Here is a 19940-nt window from a genome sequence, read left to right on the forward strand (position 1 = left end):
TCGGCCACGCGTGCTGCGCCCAAGCCCGTTCGGCCAGGTCCGCAACTCTTGTATAAATTTAAGCGAACGCCACATATAAGGACTACGGCTTAATAACGAAAAACTTTATGGTTGATGGCGCATGTGCTTGCGATACATCAACATACGAGCGCATATGAAGGGTGATTAGCGCCGGGCGTTGCGGGACTACCCGGGTTCTCGGCGGGCTGCCGTTGATGGAAAGTGTCGGGGATGTGTCTACGGAGCATTGCGATGTCGGAAGTGGGCTCGGCTCTGCTGGTATTCGTTCTATTGCTCGCCGCGACCGGAGTCGGCGTGTGGGTGCGCCCGCTGCTGCCTGAAGAGCACAAGGCGCATGAGACGGTGCAGTTGATCCAGCTGGTGATCGGCATGCTGGTGACGTTCGCGGCGTTGGTACTCGGCTTGATGACGGCGTCCGCGAAGTCCAGCTTCGACACGGTCTCGAACGATTTGCGCACCTACGCGGCCGATCTGATCGAGTTCGACACGACCCTGCGGGAATACGGTACGGACACCGATTCAGCCCGACACCTGTTGAGCCAGTACACCGCGGCGGCGATTGCATCGACGTGGCCCGCCGAAACGCCGCCCACCGGCGCATATCCGAAAGACATCGGAACGCAGGACAACTCGCAGAAACTGGAGAACGTGCGGCTCGGCGACATGCTGACCGCCGTGGGCCGGGAATTGCGGACACTGCGGGCGCACGATCCGTTACAGCAACGCGCGCTCGATGACGGATTGAAGCAATACCGGCGCGTCGTGGACGCACGGTGGAAGATCATCGAGGAAGCGCACAGCTCGATCTCCCAGCCGTTCTTCAAAACGCTGACGTTCTGGCTGGGTGTGATCTTTCTGAGTTTCGGCTTGATAGCGCCGCGCAACGCGCTGGCGCTGGTCACGATTTCGCTGGGCGCGGTGTCGATTGCTTCAGCGATCTATGTGATCGTCGATCTGGATACGCCGTTTACGGGCCCGATTGTCATCTCCAGCGCGCCTATGCGGGATGCTCTGGACCATTTGAGACGGTGAGCACCACACAGCATCACCGGATGCGCGCGTCGAACTCCGCAATCCGCTTCGCCCGCTCGATGACCGGCCGGTCGACCAGTTTGCCATCCACCGCGAACGCCCCTTCCGGATGCTCGCGAGAAGCCGCCAAAACGCGCGCCGCCCACCGGCGCTCGTCCTCGCTGGGTGCGAAGCCGCGGTTGACCGGTTCCACCTGTCTCGGATGAATGCACAGCTTGCCGCCAAAGCCGAAGCGCCGCGCGGTGGCCACATGCCCGGCCAGGCGCGCAAGATCGTCGAGTTCCAGCGTCACCCCGTCGATCGGCGCGGGCAGGCCCGCATAGCGCGATTCGATCACCATCTGCGAGCGCACGTAGTCCAGTTCGACGCCGAGTCCTTCGATGCCGGCATCGCCGCAAAAATCCACCGTGCCGAAGGCGAGCCGCATGACCGACGGCGCGCCGGCAATCTCCCGCATCGCCACCACGCCCGCCACGGTTTCGATGAGCGCCACGATTCGGATCCGCGACGGCAGCCGCGCGGCGACATCGGCGAGTTGCTGCGCGCTGTCCGACTTCGGCAGCATCATCGAGCAAACGCCGGACGCGCGCACCATGTCGACGTCGTCGACATGCCACGGCGTGCCCACCGCATTCACGCGGACCATCAGCCGCGCAGGGTCCGCGGTCGACAGCCAGCGTTGCAGGCCCTCGCGCGCGGCTTGCTTGGCCGCCGGCGCGACCGCGTCTTCGAGATCGATCACCACCGCGTCGGCGCCGCTGTCGAGCGCCTTCGTGAAGCGCTCGGGGCGGTCGCCCGGCACGAACAGATAACTGCGTGCGTCCATCCTGTTCTCCTGAACGGCACGCTTCGCGATGATGCTAGTTCGCGTGCCAGTCGCGTTGAAACGTTTCGGAATAGCTGTAGCGATCCGCCGGATGCACGCTGATGGTCAGCTCGACCACCTGCGCGCGCCGGTTCAGATAGCGGCGGCACAACCACAGCGCGGGCGAGCGCGGCTTCGCGTTCAAACGCTGCGCCAGCTTCGCCGGCAACGCGACCGCGCGGATTTCCTGCTGCACTTCGGCGATCTGCTCACCGAACTGCTTTTCGATCATCGTATAGATCGGCACGTGCGTCCGGCCGCTCAGGCCCGTCAACGAGCGAAACGCGGGGTGGATATACACCTCGGTGTGGCAGATCGGTTCGACACTCTCCGGCGACAGGCGAATGCCCTCGGCCAGCAGCCAGGTTTCGCCCGGCTTTGCGCCGAGGCGCTCGATCAGATCCGGGTCGTCGATCTCGACAGTCTGCGTCGACGCGATTTCCAATTCCGTGTCGGTCGTATAACGGTGCAGATCGCTCAGGCGCTCCATCACCTGACGGTACGCGGTCTCGCTTTGCGTGGCTTTCACGCGGGTGCCGATGCCGGGCCGCCGGTCCACCAGACCACGCTGCTCGAGTTGCTTGATCGCCTGCCGCACCGTGAAGCGGCTCGCGCCGAACTGCTCGCAGAGCTCGAACTCGGTCGGCAGCAACGTACCGATGGGAAACTGCCCGCCCTGAATCTCGTTCAGGAGCGTCTGTGCCAGTTGCATGTAGCGCGGCTGTTGCCCGAGGACTGTCGTGGCCATCTGGATGTGCAAAAAAAGTGAAAGGGCGGACGGTTGCCCGCCCGGCCTTATTGCACCACACCCGCCTCCCTCAGCAAAGCGATCCTTTCCGCGCCGTAGCCCAGTTCGTCGAGCAAACGCTGCGTGTCCTGCCCGAGATCCGGCGCGGCGCGCGTCGGCAGGGGCTCGTCGATCCGCACCGGCGCGGCCACGCCGCGTACCTTGCCGAAGCGCGGGTGCTCGGCGTCCACCACGCATTCGCGTTCGGCGACGAAGGGATTCTCCAGCGCCTCCTTGACGTTGAACACCGGCGCGGCCGGCACGCGGCCGCCGAAGCGTTCGAGCCATTGCGCCGTGGTGGCGGTCGAGAGTACTGCGTCGAGTTCGGTCTGCACCAGCTCGCGATTCGCGAGGCGCGCCTGGAAGTTGCAAAAGCGCGGATCGGTTACCCACGATGGTTTGTCGATCACTTCGGCGAGCACGCCCCAGAACTTCTCCTTGTTGCACATCAGGAAGATCCAGCCGTCCTGCGTCTTGTACAACTGACTCGGCGTGAGCGACGGATGCGACGAGCGGTTCTCGCGCCCCGTCACCACGCCGCCGTTCAGATACCACGTCGCGACATAGGCGAGGTTATGCAGCGCGACGTCGAAGAGACTCACGTCGATATCGCGTCCTTTGCCCGAGGTCTTCGCATCCACGAGACCGGCGAGCAGCGCCATCGCCGCGGTCGTGCCGGTCATCAAGTCGATGATCGACAAGCCGAAGCGCGCCGGCGGGCTATCAGGCTCGCCCGTGACCGACAGATAGCCGGCCTCGGCTTGCATCAGATAGTCGTAGCCCGGCCATGCCGCGCGGCTGCCGCTGCGTCCGTACGCGGACAGATGCCCGCACACGATCTTCGGATTCGCCTCGCAAAGCTGCGCGTAAGTGAGCCCGAGTTTCGCTGGCAGATCGCCGCGCAGATTGTTGAACACGGCGTCGCTCTTCGCGACGAGGTCCAGCAGCACCGCGCGCGCTTCGGGCTTCTTCAGGTCGAGCGTCAGACTGCACTTGTTGCGATTGAAGGCTTCGAAGAAGTGACTATCGCCTTCGCCGAAGAAATATGGGCCGACCGCGCGGCCGACGTCGCCGCCATTGCTCGGATGCTCGATCTTGATGATCTCCGCGCCGAGGTCCGCGAGATGCTGGGTGGCGAAAGGCCCGGCGCCATATTGTTCGATGGCGAGCACGCGCACACCGGAAAGGGGCAAACTCATACCGGACTCCTTTCGATCAACTGTTTGGCGATGATGATCCGTTGCATCTCGTTGGTGCCTTCGCCAATCGTGAGAAGCGGTGCGTCGCGATACAGGCGCTCGACGTTGTATTCCTTCGAGTAGCCGTACGCGCCGTGAATGCGCATGGCCTCGATGCTGTTTTCCAACGCGGCTTCGGTCGCGAAGTATTTCGCCATGCCCGCCTCCATGTCGCAGCGTTCGCCGCGGTCGTACTTCTTCGCGGCGGCGTCGACCAGCAGGCGGCCCGCTTCGACACGCGTCGCCATCTCGCCGAGCTTCAACTGGATCGCCTGGTGCTCACAGATCGGCTTGCCGAAGGTTTTGCGCTGCTGCGAGTAGCTGACCGATTCATCGAGCGCGGCTTGGGCGACGCCGACGCCGCGCGCCGCGACATTGATGCGGCCGAGTTCGAGCCCGCCGAGTATCTGCTGCAGGCCCTTTCCTTCCACGCCGCCAATCAATGCATCGGTCGATACGTGATAGTCGTTGAACGACAACTCACAGGTATCGATGCCTTTGTAGCCGAGCTTTTCGAGTTGCCGGCTGACCTCGAACCCCGGCCCTTTCTGCACCAGCAACAAACTCATCCCACGATGACGCGGCTGCGCGGTCGTATCCGTCTTCACCAGCAGCGCCAGCGTGTTGCCGTGCTTGCTGTTGGTGATCCACGTCTTGTTGCCGTTCACGACGTACTCGTCGCCGACGCGTTTGGCGGTCGTGCGAATGGCCTGCAGATCGGTGCCGCAATCGGGCTCGGTGAGACCGATGCCGCCGCGCCATTCGCCGGTGGCGAACTTCGGCAGATATTTGCTTTTCTGCTCGGGCGTGCCGTTGCGTTGCACCAGCATCGCGAGAATCAGATGCGAATTGATGATGCCGCTCACCGACATCCACACCCGCGAGATGCGCGCAACGATCTGCGCGTAGGTCCGGGTCGACAGACCCAACCCGCCATACTCGGGATCGATGATGCAGCCGAATAGGCCCATCTCCTTCATCTTCTCGACGATCTCCGCCGGGTAGATATCGTCGTGATCGAACTTGTGGACGTAAGGACGCACCTCGGTTTCGAGAAAGCGGTCCAGCATGTCGAGAATCAGTTGATCGTTTTCCAGCGTGTCGAGTTCGGTTGCGGTCATGATGACGTCCTTAGGATGCGGTGTGTCCGGCAAGCGTGTCCGCGAACGCGCGGGCCGGCCGTTCGTCGAGTTGCAATACGGCTTGGGCAATCTGTTCGGCGGCACTGCGCGAGACGCTGCGCTGCGCGTTCGCGTAGAACTTGGCGACGATGTCGTCGTTGCTGACGGGCCGATCCGCGCAGCCACGATTGATCGCCTCCCGATGCGCGACGCGCGAGCCGTCGCTGCGTTCCACCACGACCTCGCCGGTGTAGTGGCGCGGGAATGTCGTGTCGGGATCGATTTCGTAATCGACTTTTTCGGCGAGTGCCAAGACCGCCGGATCGGCAAGCGCGGCAGGTTCGAGTTCGTCGAGCGTGAAGCGGCCCTTGAGCAACGCGGTGGCGACGATGTACGGCACGCTGAATTGCGCGTCGTAGGCAGTTACCGGTTTGCGCTTCGCGTCGACCGGTTCGCACACGATTTCGACCGTGCCGCGCGGCACTTTGGCGATCACACGTTTGATCGAGTCGAGCTTTTCTGCCGAGAAGCGATGCTCGCGATGCAGCGCGATCGCCGCATCGGCGACTGCATGCGTGAAGTGACACGCCGGCAGCGGTTTGATTGCGACTTCGTCGATCTGCCACGTACTGCCGAGGCCTTCGGTGGCGAGCTGACGATCAGCCGCGTCGAGCGGCTTGCCGAGGTGGCTAGCGTATAAACCGAAGCGCCCTTCGTAAGCCAAACGCGGCCCAGTGAACCCGTGCTTCGCGAGCGTCGCGGCGGTGATGCCCGAGGCCGCCGCGAAACCGGGATGGGCGCGCTTGGTCCACGCGCCGTCTTCGAGGAATTCGAGGCTGCCGGCCGCCATCGACAGAACGATGCCTTGCGCGTGCGCCATGCGGGCTTCGTCGAGTTGCAGCAAACGCGACGCGGCAACCGCGCAACCGAACGCGCCGACTAGACCCGTCGGATGAAACCCGGCGTCGTGGAATCCGCCCTTGGCCGCCGATGCCACGCGCGTCGACACTTCCATTGCGACGATGTACGCTGCCAGCAAGTCCGCGCCGCTCAGCCCGTCGCGGTCGGCGAGCGCGAGCACGCACGGCAATGCGCTGGTGGTCGAGTGAATGACGCCGCGTGAATGCGTGTCGTCGAAGTCGAGTCCGTGAATCAGCACGCCGTTCATCATCGCCGAGTCGCGCAAGGCGAGCCGCCGGCCGTAACCGATCACCGGCGAGGCACCGCTGCCGAGTTCGGAGAAAGCAGCGAGCGAGACATCCGCATACGGATAACCACGCGACGCGAACGCAATGCCGACAGCGTCGAGAATCAGATGCTTGGCGCGCGTCTGCACGGCGCGCGGCACGTCGCGCAATTGCAGGCCCAAGCCGAAGCGCGCGTACTGATCGGACAGCGTGACGGAGGAATCGAGTGAAGTCATGGGTTTTAACCTTGCTGGGTAGCGGGTAGCGAATCAGAGTTGGGGTCGAGGCTCGGCGAGATCTGCTCGAGCGCATGCTGATTGGTTTCCACACGCAGCAGCAGAATGCCGAACACCAGCAATGCGAGGATGCCGCTCACCATGGCCAGCACGCCGGACACGCCGAACGAGTTGTAGAGCAGCACCGCGAGATACGGCGTGGTCATCGAGGCGGCACGGCCACATACACCTGCCGTGCCGGTGCCGCGCAGACGTAGTTCGGTCGGAAAGAGTTCGGGGATGTAGGCAAACAGACCGAGCGTGGTCACGGTGTAGATGCAGGTGATCAACACGAACCCGACGCTGCTGATCGCCCAGCCCGCATGCATGTTCGGATAGATGAAGCCGACCACGATCGTGGCGATCGCGAAAATCACGAGACCACGCGCCCGGCCGATGCGGTCCGCACAGAAGAAGCCGACCAATGCGCCGCCCGGCGCGCCGAACGCCATCAGCGTGGTGAAGCCTAGCGATTGCACGATGGTGAGGCCTTCCTTGACGAAGAAGGTCGGCAGCCACGCAACAAAACCGTACACCGAGATATTCACGGCGACCGCCGTGAGAATGGCGACCAGCGTGCGGCCGAGCATGGCCTGTGAAAACAGGGCGGAGAACGGCGCTTTCGGCACTTCGAGACTTTCGGTGCGTTCGACCGGCGGCAACGGACCTTTCTGACGCTGGACCTCCTGCTCGATGGCGGCGACAGTGGCCTCGGCCTCTTCGCTGCGTCCGACCGATTCGAGCCAGCGCGGCGACTCCGGCATCCGGTGCCGCAGCACCCACACGATGATCGCGCCGACGCCGGCAATCGCGAACATATAGCGCCAGCCCAGATGCGGAATCACGACGTAGCCCACCGCCGTCGAGACCAGCAAACCGGAATTGATGATGAGCGCGAGCAGAGCGGTCCAGCGTCCGCGCGATGCGGGCGGGATGAACTCGCACAGGGTGCCCGCCGCGACCACCAGTTCGGCGCCGAGGCCGACGCCCATGATCAGCCGCAGCACGATCAGCCACATCATGTTCGGCACGAAGCACGCGGCAATCGACGCGAGGCCGAAGATCAGCAGGTTGGTCTGGTACGACGAGCGGCGGCCGAAGCGGTCGCCGAGATAGCCGGCAAACCCTGCGCCGATCAGCATGCCGAGAAACGTCACCGAGATGAATAGCGCGTTCAGCTTCAGATCCGAGAAGCCCGCTTTCACCATCGCGCCGAGCGCGCCGGCGGCGAGATAGATGTCGAAGGCGTCGAGAAAGGCGCCCGCGCTGATGAGCCCGAGAACCTTCCAGTGAAAGGACGCGATGGGCAGGCGATCGAGTCGCGCGCCCGAGTTGACGATACCGATAGCCACCTTTGTCTCCTTGGTGTGCATGCGGCCGCGCTAACGCTCGCCGCATCGTGACGCCTGTTCGGGCGTCGCCGGAATCCGCGCGCTGGCTGCTCTTGACGGCAGGTGGGCGCTGTTTTGCTGCTTGTCGTTCTCAGACTGCGGGTCTTCGACCCGAACACGCGGCGGTGTGCGCCGGACGACGCGTCAATCAATCGCCGACACCGTGCCCACGTGCCGGCACCAGCGCGCTGCGCACGAAATCCATGATCGGCGTGCCGTCCTGCTTGAACGCGCGGGTTTGCACGGTGACGATGCCCTGCCCCGGACGCGACTTCGATTCGCGCTTTTCGAGCACTTCGGATTCCGCATAGATCGTATCGCCGCAAAACACCGGGCCGGTCAGACGAATCTCTTTCCAGCCGAGATTGGCGATGGCCTTGCCGCTGACGTCGTTCACCGACAGACCCAGCACCACGGCAACCGTCAGACCGCTATTGACGAGCAGGCGGCCGAACTCGCTTTTGGCCGCGTAGGCGGCGTCGCAGTGCATCGGATGGAAATTCATCGTCAGCAGCGAGAAGTGGATGTTGTCGGCTTCGGTAATAGTGCGCCCTGGCCGGTGTTCGTAGATATCGCCCACCTGAAAATCTTCGAGGTAGCGGCCGTAGCTGGCGCGAATGCGCGTTTTGACTGCGACGTCGGACTCCATGCCTGTCTCCTGTCGACCAGAGTTGGCGCTTTCGCGCCTTACTCTGGTCCCATGCAACTTGATTGCGGTTTCCGAGTGACTTATCGGTCTTTGTTACTTTGTCCGTACAAAGTGTGATTCGAGTATTGTCGGCGGACGGGTGAATGTCAAGGCGACATTCCTGGAAAGGCCGATGATTGGCGGCAAATGCGCCGCTGAGGCACGCCAGGACTCATGACCAGGTTTATCCCTGGCCTGTGGTCATGGGTGGGGAGCGACGTGTTGTCGGCTGAACTGTCTTATGGATGCGCCAATAAAAAACCCCGCTGGTTGAGCGGGGTTTTTTGCATCGATTCGGTGCGAGTGCGGATGATTAAAACGGAATATCGTCATCCATCTCATCGAACCCACCGCCGGCCGGCGCGCTCGGACGGCTTGCACCACCACCGCCGCCACCGCTGCCACCACGCGCACCACCGCCCGACACCGCGCGGCCGCCACCACCGCCACCGCCGCTGCGCTCCGACGGTTCGCCACGGCTGTAGCCGCCTTCGTCGCCACCGCCGCCCATCGAACCGCCACGGCCACCCAGCATCTGCATCTGCTCGGCGACGATTTCCGTCGAGTAACGGTCGGTGCCGTCTTGCGCCTGCCACTTACGGGTGCGGATGCGCCCTTCCAGGTAGACCGACGAGCCCTTCTTCAGATATTCGGACACGATTTCCGCGAGGCGGCCGAAGAACGACACGCGGTGCCATTCGGTCGCTTCCTTCATTTCGCCGGACGCCTTGTCTTTGTACCGATCCGTCGTTGCAAGGCGGATGTTCGCCACTGCGTCGCCGCTCGGAAGATAACGGACTTCCGGATCGGCTCCGAGATTGCCGACGAGAATGACCTTGTTCACGGATGCCATGAGTTTCTCCTGTTGATTCCGTTACGGGCGGCGCGGCAATACACGTTTTCGCGTTTCAGGGCCGGCAGGCCCGAGACCGGAACTGCGCCTCTGCCCGCCGCCGGGTGAGTTCTGGGTGTGTTCGGGATGCGCCGTATTACGCTTTGCGCGGCGGCTGTTTCATCTGTGCGGCGATTATAAGCCAGCACAAGACGAGCCCCGAACACGTAAAAAAGACAGCGCTCTGACCATCCACTTTCAGCAGCCAACCGCCGACCACTCCGCCCAGCGCAAGACCGATCGACTGCGTGGTGTTGTACACGCCTGCGGCCGCGCCCTTGCGGGTGCCGGGCGCCAGTTTCGACACCAGCGAAGGCTGCGAAGCCTCAAGAATATTGAAGCCCAAAAAGTACACAAAAAGAATCGCCGCCACACTCAGAATCGTATGCGGAGCGACGCCCAATAACAACTGTCCGATCAGGATAAGACCAATCGCGGACAGCAGCACGATCTTCATTTTGCCGCGCTTTTCGGCGGCGATGATCGCGGGCACCATCATCACGAACGAGAGGCCCATGACCGGCAAATACACTTTCCAGTGCGACGCGACCGGCAGGCCGCCGGCTTCGAGAATGCGCGGCACGACGAGAAACAGCGCGGTTTGCGTGGCATGCAGCACCAGCACGCCGAAGTTCAGACGCAGCAACTCGACGTTGTGCAGCACTTCGGCGAACGGCGCGCGTACGTGCACCGGCTTCGGCGCATCGGGCACGATCCACAGCACCACGCCGATCGCCAGAATCGAGAAGATGCCGACGAGCGTAAACAGCCCGCTCATGCCGACCCACTGGAACACGATAGGCGCACCGACAATCGCCACCGCGAACGACACGCCGATGCTGCCGCCCACCATCGCCATCGCCTTGGTGCGATGTTCCTCGGCGGTCAGGTCGGCGATAAACGCGATCACCGCCGACGACACCGCGCCCATGCCCTGAATCACCCGCCCGACGATGATCCACGTCATGTCGTGCGCGCCCGCCGCCACGAAGCTGCCTAGCGCGAAAATCAGCAGACCGGTCGCAATGACCGGTTTGCGTCCGACCTTGTCGGAGACCCAGCCATAAAAGATGTACAGCATGGATTGCGTCACGCCGTACGCGCCGAGCGCGATCCCCACCAGCAGCACGTTATCGCCGCCGGGGATGGTCTTCGCGTAGATCGAGAATACCGGCATGATCATGAAGAGACCGAGCATGCGCAGCGCGAAGATCGCGGCAAGCGACACGGTCGCGCGCAGTTCAGGCGCGCTCATGCGTGAGGAGGTGGCAGACGGATTGGACATCGGGAGCGTTCGTTGATTGAGCTGGGCGGCACACCGCGGGCAGGCACAGCGGCGGAGCGGCCACGACCGCGCGGCTTACCGCAAGACGGCGGGCTGGCAGCGGCGCGGCGTTCGAGCCGACGGCCTTGCTGCATGCCCGCTGGCGCCTCGCGGTGTCTTGCGGTTGCCTTGTACTCGCGGAAAACGGCCCCAGTTAGACCTCTTCCCCGCGGCGCTGGACCGCTGCCTTACAGCTCGCCTCAACGCCTCTTCAGGCTGTCAGGAAGCCGTAACGGCGGTCTTGAAAAGTCGTTATAGTAGCAGGTTTAGCCTCTTCCTCTTTCCGCCAGTTCATGGAATAAATCCGTGGAACAAATCCGTATTCGTGGGGCTCGCACCCACAACCTGAAGAACGTCAATCTCGACCTACCCCGTCACAAGCTCGTCGTTATCACGGGCCTTTCAGGCTCGGGCAAATCGTCGCTGGCGTTCGACACGCTCTATGCGGAAGGACAACGGCGCTACGTCGAAAGTCTCTCCGCCTACGCACGCCAGTTCCTGCAATTGATGGAAAAGCCGGACGTCGATCTGATTGAAGGGCTGTCGCCGGCAATCTCGATCGAACAGAAAGCGACCTCGCACAATCCGCGCTCCACGGTTGGCACCGTCACCGAGATTCACGACTACCTGCGGCTATTGTTCGCACGGGTCGGCACGCCTTACTGTCCGGATCACGAAATTCCGCTGGAAGCGCAAAGCGTCTCGCAGATGGTCGACGCGGCGCTCGCGCTGCCGGAAGAAACCAGGCTGATGATCCTCGCGCCCGTCGTGGCGAACCGCAAAGGCGAACACGTCGAACTGTTCGAGGAAATGCAGGCGCAAGGCTTTATCCGTTTCCGCGTGCGCTCGGGCGGCGGCACCGCCAATGAAGGCGTGGCGAAGATTTATGAAGTCGACTCGCTGCCGAAACTGAAGAAGAACGACAAGCACACCATCGACGTGGTCGTGGACCGCCTGAAAGTGCGCCCCGACATGAAGCAGCGTCTCGCGGAATCGTTCGAAACGGCACTGCGTCTCGCCGACGGCCGCGCGATCGCGCTCGAAATGGACACGGACAAGGAGCATCTGTTCAGCTCGAAGTTCGCCTGCCCGATCTGCTCGTACTCGCTGCAGGAACTGGAGCCGCGTCTTTTCTCGTTCAACAATCCGATGGGCGCATGCCCGGAATGCGATGGCCTCGGCCAGATCACTTTCTTCGATCCGAAGCGGGTGGTCGCGCATCCTTCGCTGTCGCTCGCGGCGGGCGCGGTGAAGGGCTGGGACCGGCGCAACCAGTTCTACTTCCAGATGCTGCAGAGTCTCGCCGCGTTCTATGAGTTCGACATCGACACAGCGGTCGAAGATTTGCCGGAGAAAGTGCGCAAGATCCTGCTGTTCGGTTCGGGCAAGCAGGAGATCCCGTTCTCGTACATCAACGAACGTGGCCGCACTTCGGTGCGCGAGCATGTATTCGAAGGGATCATTCCGAATCTGGAGCGGCGTTACCGCGAGACCGATTCGGTCGCGGTGCGCGAAGAGCTCGCCAAGTATCAGAACAACCAGCCTTGCCCGGCCTGCGCCGGCACGCGGCTGCGCCGCGAAGCGCGCTTCGTGCGGATCGGCGCGGACGGCGACGCGCGCGGCATCTTCGAAATCAGCGGCTGGCCGCTGCGCGACGCGCTCGGCTATTTCCAGACGCTGCGCCTGGAAGGCTCGAAGCGCGAGATCGCCGACAAGGTGGTCAAGGAAATCGTCGCCCGGCTGATGTTCCTGAATAACGTCGGGCTGGATTACCTGTCGCTCGAACGCAGCGCGGAGACGCTGTCAGGCGGTGAGGCGCAGCGGATTCGCCTCGCGTCGCAGATCGGCTCGGGCCTGACCGGCGTGATGTACGTGCTCGATGAGCCGTCCATCGGCCTGCATCAGCGCGACAACGACCGGCTGATCGCCACGCTCAAGCATCTGCGCGACCTCGGCAACTCGGTGATCGTCGTCGAACACGACGAAGACATGATCCGCATGGCCGACTACGTGGTCGACATGGGCCCGGGCGCGGGCGAACACGGCGGCATGGTGATCGCCGAGGGCACGCCCAAGCAGGTGCAGGCGAACGCGGCGTCGATGACCGGGCAATACATGTCCGGCGCGCGCAACATCGAGTTCCCGGACGAACGCAAGGAGCCCGACGATAAGCGCCTGCGTATCGTCGAGGCGTACGGCAACAATCTGCAGCACGTGTCGCTGGACTTGCCGGTTGGCTTGCTCACCTGCGTGACCGGCGTGTCCGGCTCGGGCAAGTCCACGCTCATCAACGACACGCTGTACCACGCGGTCGCGCATCACCTGTATGGCTCGGCTACGGAGCCGGCGCCGTACGAATCGATCGAGGGCCTCGAGCACTTCGACAAGGTCATCAACGTCGACCAGTCGCCGATCGGCCGCACGCCGCGCTCGAACCCGGCCACCTACACGGGCCTCTTCACGCCGATCCGCGAACTGTTCGCGGGCGTGCCCGCGGCCAAAGAGCGCGGCTACGAAGCCGGCCGCTTCTCGTTCAACGTGAAAGGCGGCCGCTGCGAATCCTGCCAGGGCGACGGCGTACTGAAGGTCGAGATGCACTTCTTGCCGGACGTGTACGTGCCGTGCGACGTCTGTCACGGCAAGCGCTACAACCGCGAAACGCTCGACGTGCAGTACAAAGGCAAGAACATCAGCGAAGTGCTCGACATGACGGTGGAGAACGCCTACGAGTTCTTCAAACCGGTGCCGGTCGTCGCGCGCAAGCTGAAAACCTTGCTGGACGTGGGTCTAGGCTATATCCGCCTGGGTCAGTCGGCCACCACGCTGTCGGGCGGCGAGGCACAGCGCGTCAAACTATCTTTGGAACTGAGCAAGCGTGACACGGGTCGCACGCTATACATACTTGACGAGCCGACCACCGGCCTACATTTTCATGACATCGCTTTGTTGCTCGAAGTGATTCATCGATTACGCGACCAGGGTAATACCGTCGTGATCATCGAGCATAATCTCGATGTAATTAAGACTGCGGACTGGGTCATCGACCTGGGTCCCGAGGGCGGGGCCGGCGGCGGGCAGATCATTGCCCAGGGCACGCCGGAGCAGGTGGCGAAGTCAAAGGCAAGTTTTACCGGTAAGTACCTGGCGCCTCTGCTGAAACGCGCGGCCAGTAAAAAGTAACGCTGCACAACTCAGGTTGGAGACGGAATAAGCCATGGCCAAGCGGAATCAGGCGCGCGACGACGGGCAAGTGCAGGACCTACGCCCACGCCCGGTCAGGCTGACGAGCGACATGAGCCTGCCGAAGCTGTCGGCGGTCGAAATCGGCAGTTATATTGTGATGCTGTTCGGCATGTGGGCGGTCATCGAACTTCGTCTGCTCGGCGCGTTGCTCGCCGGGCTGCTGGTGTTCCAACTGGTCCACACGATCGCGCCGCGCATAGAGCGCCACATGTCGAGCAAGCGGGCGCGCTGGCTCGCGGTGGTGATCCTGGCCACGGTGATCGTGGGCGCGCTGACGGGGCTCACGCTCGGCATCATCGAGCATTTCGAGAACGACGTGCCGAGCGTGCAGAAGCTGCTCGACCAGGCCATGCAGCTGATCGACCAGGCGCGCGGCCGGATTCCTCAATTTGTCGCCAACTATCTGCCGGTCGATACCGAACAGATGAAGACCAAGGCGGCGGAGCTGATGCAGACGCACGCCAACATGCTTCAGCAAAGCGGCAAGACCGCGGCGCGCGCGTTCACGCATATCCTGATCGGCATGATCATCGGCGCGATCATCGCGGTCGGCGCGCAGAAGCATATGCAACGGCTGCCGCTGTCCACGGCGTTCGTCACACGCGTGACACGTTTCGCCGATGCGTTTCGCCGCATCGTGTTTGCTCAGGTGAAGATTTCGGCGATCAATGCGGTCTTTACCGGTATCTTCCTGCTGGTGATCCTGCCGATCTTCCACGACACACTGCCGTTGTCGAAGACGCTGGTGCTGGTCACGTTTATCGTCGGCTTGCTGCCGGTGATCGGCAATCTGATCTCGAACACGATCATCGTGGCGGTGGCGCTCTCGGTGAGCTTTCCGGCGGCCGTCATGTCGCTCGTGTTCCTGATCCTGATTCACAAGCTCGAGTACTTCCTGAACGCGCGTATCGTCGGCGGACAGATCGAGGCGCGCGCGTGGGAATTGCTGATCGCCATGCTCATCATGGAAGCCGCGTTCGGTCTTCCCGGCGTGATCGCGGCGCCGATTTTTTATGCGTACATCAAGCGCGAACTGATTTACTTGCGGTTGGTTTGAGGCTGCGGCGAGCGGTCTGGACGCGGGTCGGCGGATAAGAAAAAGCGGCACTTTCGGTGCCGCTTTTTTCATGCTCAGAAGTCGATGCGCGCGTTCAGTGACAACGTGCGCGGGTCGCCCGGTGTCACATAGTCCGCGTATTGGTACTCCCAGTAGCGGCGATTGAGCAGGTTGTCGATCGCCGCGCGGAACGTCACATCGTAGCCGCCTATGCGCGTCGCATAGCTCGCGCCGAGATTGACCAGCATGTAGCCCGGCGTATCCAGATTGCCGGACGGGCGCACGTTGGTGTTGCCCGTGAACTTCGCGTCCGCGCCAATGCGCAGCCCCGGCACATACGGCACCGAGTACGTCGCATGGCCCGCTACCACGAACTGCGGCGCGCCGGCCACGCGATTGCCGTTATTGGCCGAGCCCTTCTCGTACTTCGTGTTGATCCACATGAGATCGCCACCGACGTCCCAGCTCGTGCCGAGGCGCACATCGCCGCCGAACTCCACGCCCTGGAAGATCGACTCGCCGTCCTGCGTGTAGACGTTAGCGCTATTCGCGTAGGCCGAGCCGCGCTCGATCCGGAACAGCGCGGCCGTCGCGCTCCAGCGCTCATGCTCGCTCTTGATCCCGACTTCGTATTGCTTGCTGCGCAACGGCTTGAGGAGTTCGCCGCGGTTCGCGTAGGTGTCGCCGACCACGGTGCCCGCTTCCAGCGACTCAACGTAGCTCGTGTAGAGCGTCGTGGTCGGCGCGAGCTTGAACATCAGCGCCACCGTCGGCGTCACGACGCCGTTCTGGCTATAGGTCGACGTGGTCGCGCCGGTGGTCGAGTAGCCGTGCTGCTCGTAATTCGTGTAGCGCACGCCGCCGAGTACCGACCAGCGCTGCGTCAACTGGATCGTATCGTTCGCAAACAACGCTTTTTGCGTAATGTCGCTGTCGCGGTAGGTGTAGTAGTTCGACGCGCTGTAGAACGTATTGGTGTTCGGCTGGTAGAGGTTGCCGGTGCCGATCTGGCCGAAGAAGCTGTTCGCGCCGTAGTCGTTCGTTTGACGCTGATACGCCGCGCCGATCACGAGCTGGTGCTGCAACGGCCCCGTCTTCACGCTGCCTTCCGCCGACACCTGCCACAAACTCAACTGATGCCCTTCCTTGCCGGCGAAGCGGCTGTCGGTGTAATCGCCGGCGCTGTTCTGCAGGTAGTAGGTGCTTTCGTTGCGATCGCGCGAGCTTTTGCTGTAGCTGTAGGTCGCGTTCAGCGTCCAGTCCGGGCTCAGGTTGTACTGCACGCCCGCGGTATAGAGCTGGACGTTCGTGTTCAGATGCTGGTCGGGACCGGAAAGGTTGCTGGTGCCGCCGCTCATCGTATGCGGCAAGACGGTGCCCGGATATTCCGCCGTCGAGATCGCGCCGGTGATACCGCTCGAATGGCGCTCCTGATACAGCGCGCCGAACGTGGCCTTGAGGTCGCGCGTGATGCGTGCATCGAGTGCGACCGACACCGAGTCGCGCCGCACGTTGCCGTCGTTATAAGTCTTGCCTTCCTCGTGCGTGGCGTTTAGGCGATAGCCGAACATGCCGTTAGGACCGACCCGGCCGCCGAGATCCGCATGCTCGGTCCATACGCCGTCGGTGTAATAGCCGATGTCGACGCTGCGCACGGGCGTCGTCGAGACCGGCGGCTTTTTCGTCACGTAGTTGACCACGCCGCCCGGCGCGCCGAAGCCGTACATGAAACCGGTCAGCCCCTTGAGCAATTCCACTTTCTCGAGTTGCTCGTACGGCATCGTGACGCCGTAGCTGTTAAACGGCATGCCGTCGATCTTGAAGCCCGACTGCCAGTCGAGCTGCATGCCGCGCACCGTCAGATACGTGGCCCATGCGTTGTAGGCGTTGCCGTTGTCGGACACGGAGGCATCGGTGGCGAATACATCGCCGAGCTTGGTTGGCTGGCGATCCTGCAGCTCTTCACTCGTGACCACGGTGGTCGAGAACGGCGTGTCGAGTTGCGATCGTGTGCCGAGCGCGCCGCTGCTCACGTCTTCCTTCAGATGCTGCTCGGTGTCTTGCGCCGCTGTGACCTTGACGGCCGGCAGCGCTTTTTCGCCGTTATCCGTGGACGCTGCCGTGGCCGACGCCTGCTGTGCCCATGCCGCGTGGCTGGTTGCCAGCGCCAGACACACTGTCAAATGCAGCGGCCGCATCGTCAGTTTTTTCTTCGGCTCTTCTACCCCGTTTCTTACGCTCATCGCCTGATTCCGCAGTTTTTGTTTTTCCCCACCAAATGAGAATGATTCCCATTCGACAAGGTCGCGATGATGCCGAAGATTTATGCTAATTGTAAGCTTCGATATGCGACATTTTGTCGCACAGGCTGCAGCCATGTTGGCTGAAACCCTTGCTGAATGGTGCTCTCAGGGCCGCGCGCAAGCAGGCGGCTGTTGTCGAGCCACGCCACATTTACGACAAACTTGCAGCGCGTGGCATGATTCCTTAAGATGCGAACAATTCCCATTTGCACTAAGCCTCTGTCGTGACACCCCTTTCGAAGTCCTGCTCCGTCGCGACGGCTCGCCCATGAGGCGCCAGTTCGTCCGTCTGCACCGCTGGTTCGGTGTCGCCACGGCGCTGTTTCTGTTCGTCGCCGGTCTGACTGGCGCGATCATCGCGTGGGACCATGAACTCGATGCGGCGCTGAATCCATCTTTCTTCAAAGCCCGCACCGCCGGCCCGGCACTGTCGGGCCTCGAGTTGGCGCGCCGCGTGGAAGCCGCCGATCCGCGTCTCCAGGTGACGTATCTGCCGCTGGCGGCCGAGCCTGGCCATACGCTGCAAATGATGGTGCTGCCGCGGACCAACCCGGCCACGCAGAAGCCCTACCCGCTCGATTTCAATCAGATCGCCGTCGATCCCGCCACCGGCGAGATCCAGGGACGCCGCGAATGGGGCGTCGTCTCGCTCGCGCGGCTCAATCTGATCCCGTTCATCTACAAGCTCCACTACACGCTGCAACTGCCGTTTACGGGCGGCGTCGATATCGGCACGTGGTTGATGGGGATCGTCGGCATCATCTGGCTGTTCGACAGCGTGATCGCGCTGTGGCTCTCGTTTCCGAGCGTCAAGGCGTGGCGCAAGTCGTTCGCGTTCCGCCTCGGGCGGGGCGGCTATGCGCTCACTTTCGATTTGCACCGCTCGGGCGGCGTGTGGATCTGGGGCTTGCTGATGATCGTCGCGCTGACGTCGGTGTCGATGAATCTGTCAGCGCCAGTGGTGCGCCCAATCGTGTCGCTGTTCTCGAAGCTCACGCCGGATCCGATCAACAACCCTGAAATCCTGCGCGCCGCGCAACCCGGCGACAAAGTATTGAGCCGCGAGCGCATCGTGCAACTGGCCGAGCAGGCCGGCAAGGCGCAAAACCTCGACGTCGCGCCAGGCGGCATCTACTACGCGGAATTCCTGCATGCGTACGGCGTCGGTTTCTACGCGACCGGCAATGATCACGGCGATCTCGGCCTCGGCAATCCGTGGATGTATTGGGACGCGGCCACCGGCAAGCAACTCGGCGCGCAGATTCCCGGCAAGGGCACGGCGGGCGACATCTTCGTGCAGGTGCAATTCCCTCTGCACTCGGGACGCATCCTAGGTCTCGGCGGACGGATTCTGATCACCGCAGTCGGCGTCGCGGTCGCCGTGCTGAGCGCCACGGGGCTGCTGATCTGGCTGAAGAAGCTGAACGCGCGCCGCCGTTCGGCGCAAAACGCCAATGTGGCGCGCGACGCGGGCCAGTCCGCAGCGCGCTCATAGACTCAAAAAAAAGGCGGCGCCGGGATCGTCCGGCCACCGCCCTCTACTGCGCAAGCCTGCTAGCAACGGCTCTTAGCGAAACACCACCGTCTTGCTGCCGTTCAACACGACGCGATGCTCCACGTGCCACTTCACCGCACGCGCCAGCGTCACGCACTCGACATCGCGGCCGATCGCCGTGAGCTGCTCCGGCGTCATGCTGTGGTCCACGCGCTCCACTTCCTGTTCGATGATCGGACCTTCGTCGAGATCCGTCGTCACGTAATGGGCGGTCGCGCCGATCAGCTTCACGCCGCGGTCGAACGCCTGGTAATACGGCTTCGCGCCCTTGAAGCTCGGCAGGAACGAGTGGTGAATGTTGATCGCGCGGCCAGCCAGCGCTTCGCACAGCTTCGGCGACAGAATCTGCATGTAGCGCGCGAGCACCACCAGGTCGGCCTGATGTTCGTCGATCACTTCGAGCACGCGCGCTTCCTGCGCGGCTTTCGCGTCGGGCGTGGCGCCCATCAGCGGGAAATGATGGAACGGAATGTCGTAGCTGGCGGCGAGTTGGTAGAACTCCTTGTGGTTCGAGATGATCGCCGGAATCTCGATACCCAGCTGGCCGGTGCGGTAGCGGAACAGCAGATCGTTCAGGCAATGGCCGATCTTCGACACCATGATCACCACGCGCGGCTTCACCGACGCATCGTGCAACTCCCAGCGCATGCCGAACTGCTCGGCGAGCGCCGAGAACGACGTGCGCAGCGCCTCCAGACCCGGATCGCCGCCCACCTGCTGGAAATGCACGCGCATGAAGAACTCGCCGGTGCGGCTGTCGCCGAACTGCGCGGAGTCGAGAATGTTGCTGCCACGCTCGAATAGAAAGCCCGACACGGCGTGAACGATGCCGGGCCGGTCGGCGCACGACAGTTTGAGGATAAAGCTGTGATCGGTCGACATGACCTGGGTGACTCCCTTCTTCAATGCGTGGTTTGTTCGGTGTGTCTGGTTCGGTGAAGCGTGTTTCGGCATGGTCGTT

Annotated in this window: 15 protein-coding genes; 4 read left to right on the top strand and 11 right to left on the bottom strand. The window is 62.8% G+C overall.

Going from position 1 to position 19940, the window contains the following annotated elements; translation table 11 throughout:
• Positions 1-252 precede the first annotated feature (252 nt).
• Complete coding sequence (locus B0G74_RS17505; protein ID WP_132376097.1) at positions 253-1053, top strand: DUF4239 domain-containing protein; 801 nt, start codon at positions 253-255, stop codon at positions 1051-1053.
• Between the two features lie 13 nt (positions 1054-1066).
• Here B0G74_RS17505 and B0G74_RS17510 read toward each other — a convergent pair whose 3' ends face one another.
• The 9 genes from B0G74_RS17510 to B0G74_RS17550 form a co-directional block, all read right to left on the bottom strand.
• Positions 1067-1879, bottom strand: a complete 813-nt coding sequence (locus B0G74_RS17510) for a CoA ester lyase (protein ID WP_132376098.1) — start codon at positions 1877-1879, stop codon at positions 1067-1069.
• A 34-nt stretch (positions 1880-1913) separates the two neighbouring features.
• Positions 1914-2666: a GntR family transcriptional regulator gene (locus tag B0G74_RS17515; protein WP_012431680.1), complete on the bottom strand. Its 753-nt coding sequence runs from the start codon at positions 2664-2666 to the stop codon at positions 1914-1916.
• A gap of 47 nt (positions 2667-2713) precedes the next feature.
• Complete coding sequence (locus tag B0G74_RS17520; protein WP_132376099.1) at positions 2714-3904, bottom strand: CoA transferase; 1191 nt, start codon at positions 3902-3904, stop codon at positions 2714-2716.
• Positions 3901-5064: an acyl-CoA dehydrogenase family protein gene (locus B0G74_RS17525; RefSeq protein WP_132376100.1), complete on the bottom strand. Its 1164-nt coding sequence runs from the start codon at positions 5062-5064 to the stop codon at positions 3901-3903. The genes B0G74_RS17520 and B0G74_RS17525 overlap by 4 nt, the downstream gene beginning before the upstream one ends.
• A gap of 10 nt (positions 5065-5074) precedes the next feature.
• The gene (locus tag B0G74_RS17530; protein WP_132376101.1) at positions 5075-6487 is read right to left on the bottom strand and encodes an MmgE/PrpD family protein; all 1413 of its coding nucleotides are present in this window, start codon (positions 6485-6487) and stop codon (positions 5075-5077) included.
• 5 nt (positions 6488-6492) lie between these two features.
• A complete protein-coding gene (locus tag B0G74_RS17535; protein WP_132376102.1) occupies positions 6493-7899 on the bottom strand; it encodes an MFS transporter in 1407 nt (468 codons plus the stop codon).
• A 166-nt stretch (positions 7900-8065) separates the two neighbouring features.
• Positions 8066-8566: a MaoC family dehydratase gene (locus B0G74_RS17540; RefSeq protein WP_132376103.1), complete on the bottom strand. Its 501-nt coding sequence runs from the start codon at positions 8564-8566 to the stop codon at positions 8066-8068.
• A 352-nt stretch (positions 8567-8918) separates the two neighbouring features.
• The gene (locus tag B0G74_RS17545; RefSeq protein WP_012431674.1) at positions 8919-9458 is read right to left on the bottom strand and encodes a single-stranded DNA-binding protein; all 540 of its coding nucleotides are present in this window, start codon (positions 9456-9458) and stop codon (positions 8919-8921) included.
• Between the two features lie 136 nt (positions 9459-9594).
• Positions 9595-10782, bottom strand: coding sequence for an MFS transporter (locus B0G74_RS17550; protein WP_165923877.1), 1188 nt, complete (start codon positions 10780-10782; stop codon positions 9595-9597).
• 345 nt (positions 10783-11127) lie between these two features.
• On the opposite strand from B0G74_RS17550, the gene uvrA reads away from it, so the two are divergent.
• A complete protein-coding gene (gene uvrA, locus B0G74_RS17555; protein WP_132376104.1) occupies positions 11128-14001 on the top strand; it encodes an excinuclease ABC subunit UvrA in 2874 nt (957 codons plus the stop codon).
• Positions 14002-14035: 34 nt separating this feature from the next.
• The gene (locus B0G74_RS17560; RefSeq protein WP_132376105.1) at positions 14036-15121 is read left to right on the top strand and encodes an AI-2E family transporter; all 1086 of its coding nucleotides are present in this window, start codon (positions 14036-14038) and stop codon (positions 15119-15121) included.
• Between the two features lie 74 nt (positions 15122-15195).
• Here the strand turns inward: B0G74_RS17560 and B0G74_RS17565 are convergent, their stop codons facing one another.
• Complete coding sequence (locus tag B0G74_RS17565) at positions 15196-17364, bottom strand: TonB-dependent receptor (RefSeq protein ID WP_132376106.1); 2169 nt, start codon at positions 17362-17364, stop codon at positions 15196-15198.
• A gap of 328 nt (positions 17365-17692) precedes the next feature.
• On the opposite strand from B0G74_RS17565, the gene B0G74_RS17570 reads away from it, so the two are divergent.
• Positions 17693-18919 (top strand): PepSY-associated TM helix domain-containing protein, encoded by a 1227-nt coding sequence (locus B0G74_RS17570; protein WP_132376107.1) that lies wholly within the window; start codon positions 17693-17695, stop codon positions 18917-18919.
• Between the two features lie 72 nt (positions 18920-18991).
• Here the strand turns inward: B0G74_RS17570 and purU are convergent, their stop codons facing one another.
• Complete coding sequence (gene purU / locus B0G74_RS17575; RefSeq protein WP_132376108.1) at positions 18992-19861, bottom strand: formyltetrahydrofolate deformylase; 870 nt, start codon at positions 19859-19861, stop codon at positions 18992-18994.
• Positions 19862-19940 lie beyond the last annotated feature (79 nt).

This window comes from Paraburkholderia sp. BL9I2N2, assembly GCF_004339745.1.
Lineage (GTDB): Bacteria > Pseudomonadota > Gammaproteobacteria > Burkholderiales > Burkholderiaceae > Paraburkholderia.

Coding starts and splice junctions, on each gene's coding strand:
- B0G74_RS17505 (WP_132376097.1), top strand. CDS start 253: ATGTCGGAAGTGGGCTCGGCTCTGCTGGTATTCGTTCTATTGCTCGCC.
- B0G74_RS17510 (WP_132376098.1), bottom strand. CDS start 1,879: ATGGACGCACGCAGTTATCTGTTCGTGCCGGGCGACCGCCCCGAGCGC.
- B0G74_RS17515 (WP_012431680.1), bottom strand. CDS start 2,666: ATGGCCACGACAGTCCTCGGGCAACAGCCGCGCTACATGCAACTGGCA.
- B0G74_RS17520 (WP_132376099.1), bottom strand. CDS start 3,904: ATGAGTTTGCCCCTTTCCGGTGTGCGCGTGCTCGCCATCGAACAATAT.
- B0G74_RS17525 (WP_132376100.1), bottom strand. CDS start 5,064: ATGACCGCAACCGAACTCGACACGCTGGAAAACGATCAACTGATTCTC.
- B0G74_RS17530 (WP_132376101.1), bottom strand. CDS start 6,487: ATGACTTCACTCGATTCCTCCGTCACGCTGTCCGATCAGTACGCGCGC.
- B0G74_RS17535 (WP_132376102.1), bottom strand. CDS start 7,899: ATGCACACCAAGGAGACAAAGGTGGCTATCGGTATCGTCAACTCGGGC.
- B0G74_RS17540 (WP_132376103.1), bottom strand. CDS start 8,566: ATGGAGTCCGACGTCGCAGTCAAAACGCGCATTCGCGCCAGCTACGGC.
- B0G74_RS17545 (WP_012431674.1), bottom strand. CDS start 9,458: ATGGCATCCGTGAACAAGGTCATTCTCGTCGGCAATCTCGGAGCCGAT.
- B0G74_RS17550 (WP_165923877.1), bottom strand. CDS start 10,782: ATGTCCAATCCGTCTGCCACCTCCTCACGCATGAGCGCGCCTGAACTG.
- B0G74_RS17560 (WP_132376105.1), top strand. CDS start 14,036: ATGGCCAAGCGGAATCAGGCGCGCGACGACGGGCAAGTGCAGGACCTA.
- B0G74_RS17565 (WP_132376106.1), bottom strand. CDS start 17,364: ATGAGCGTAAGAAACGGGGTAGAAGAGCCGAAGAAAAAACTGACGATG.
- B0G74_RS17570 (WP_132376107.1), top strand. CDS start 17,693: ATGAGGCGCCAGTTCGTCCGTCTGCACCGCTGGTTCGGTGTCGCCACG.
- purU (WP_132376108.1), bottom strand. CDS start 19,861: ATGTCGACCGATCACAGCTTTATCCTCAAACTGTCGTGCGCCGACCGG.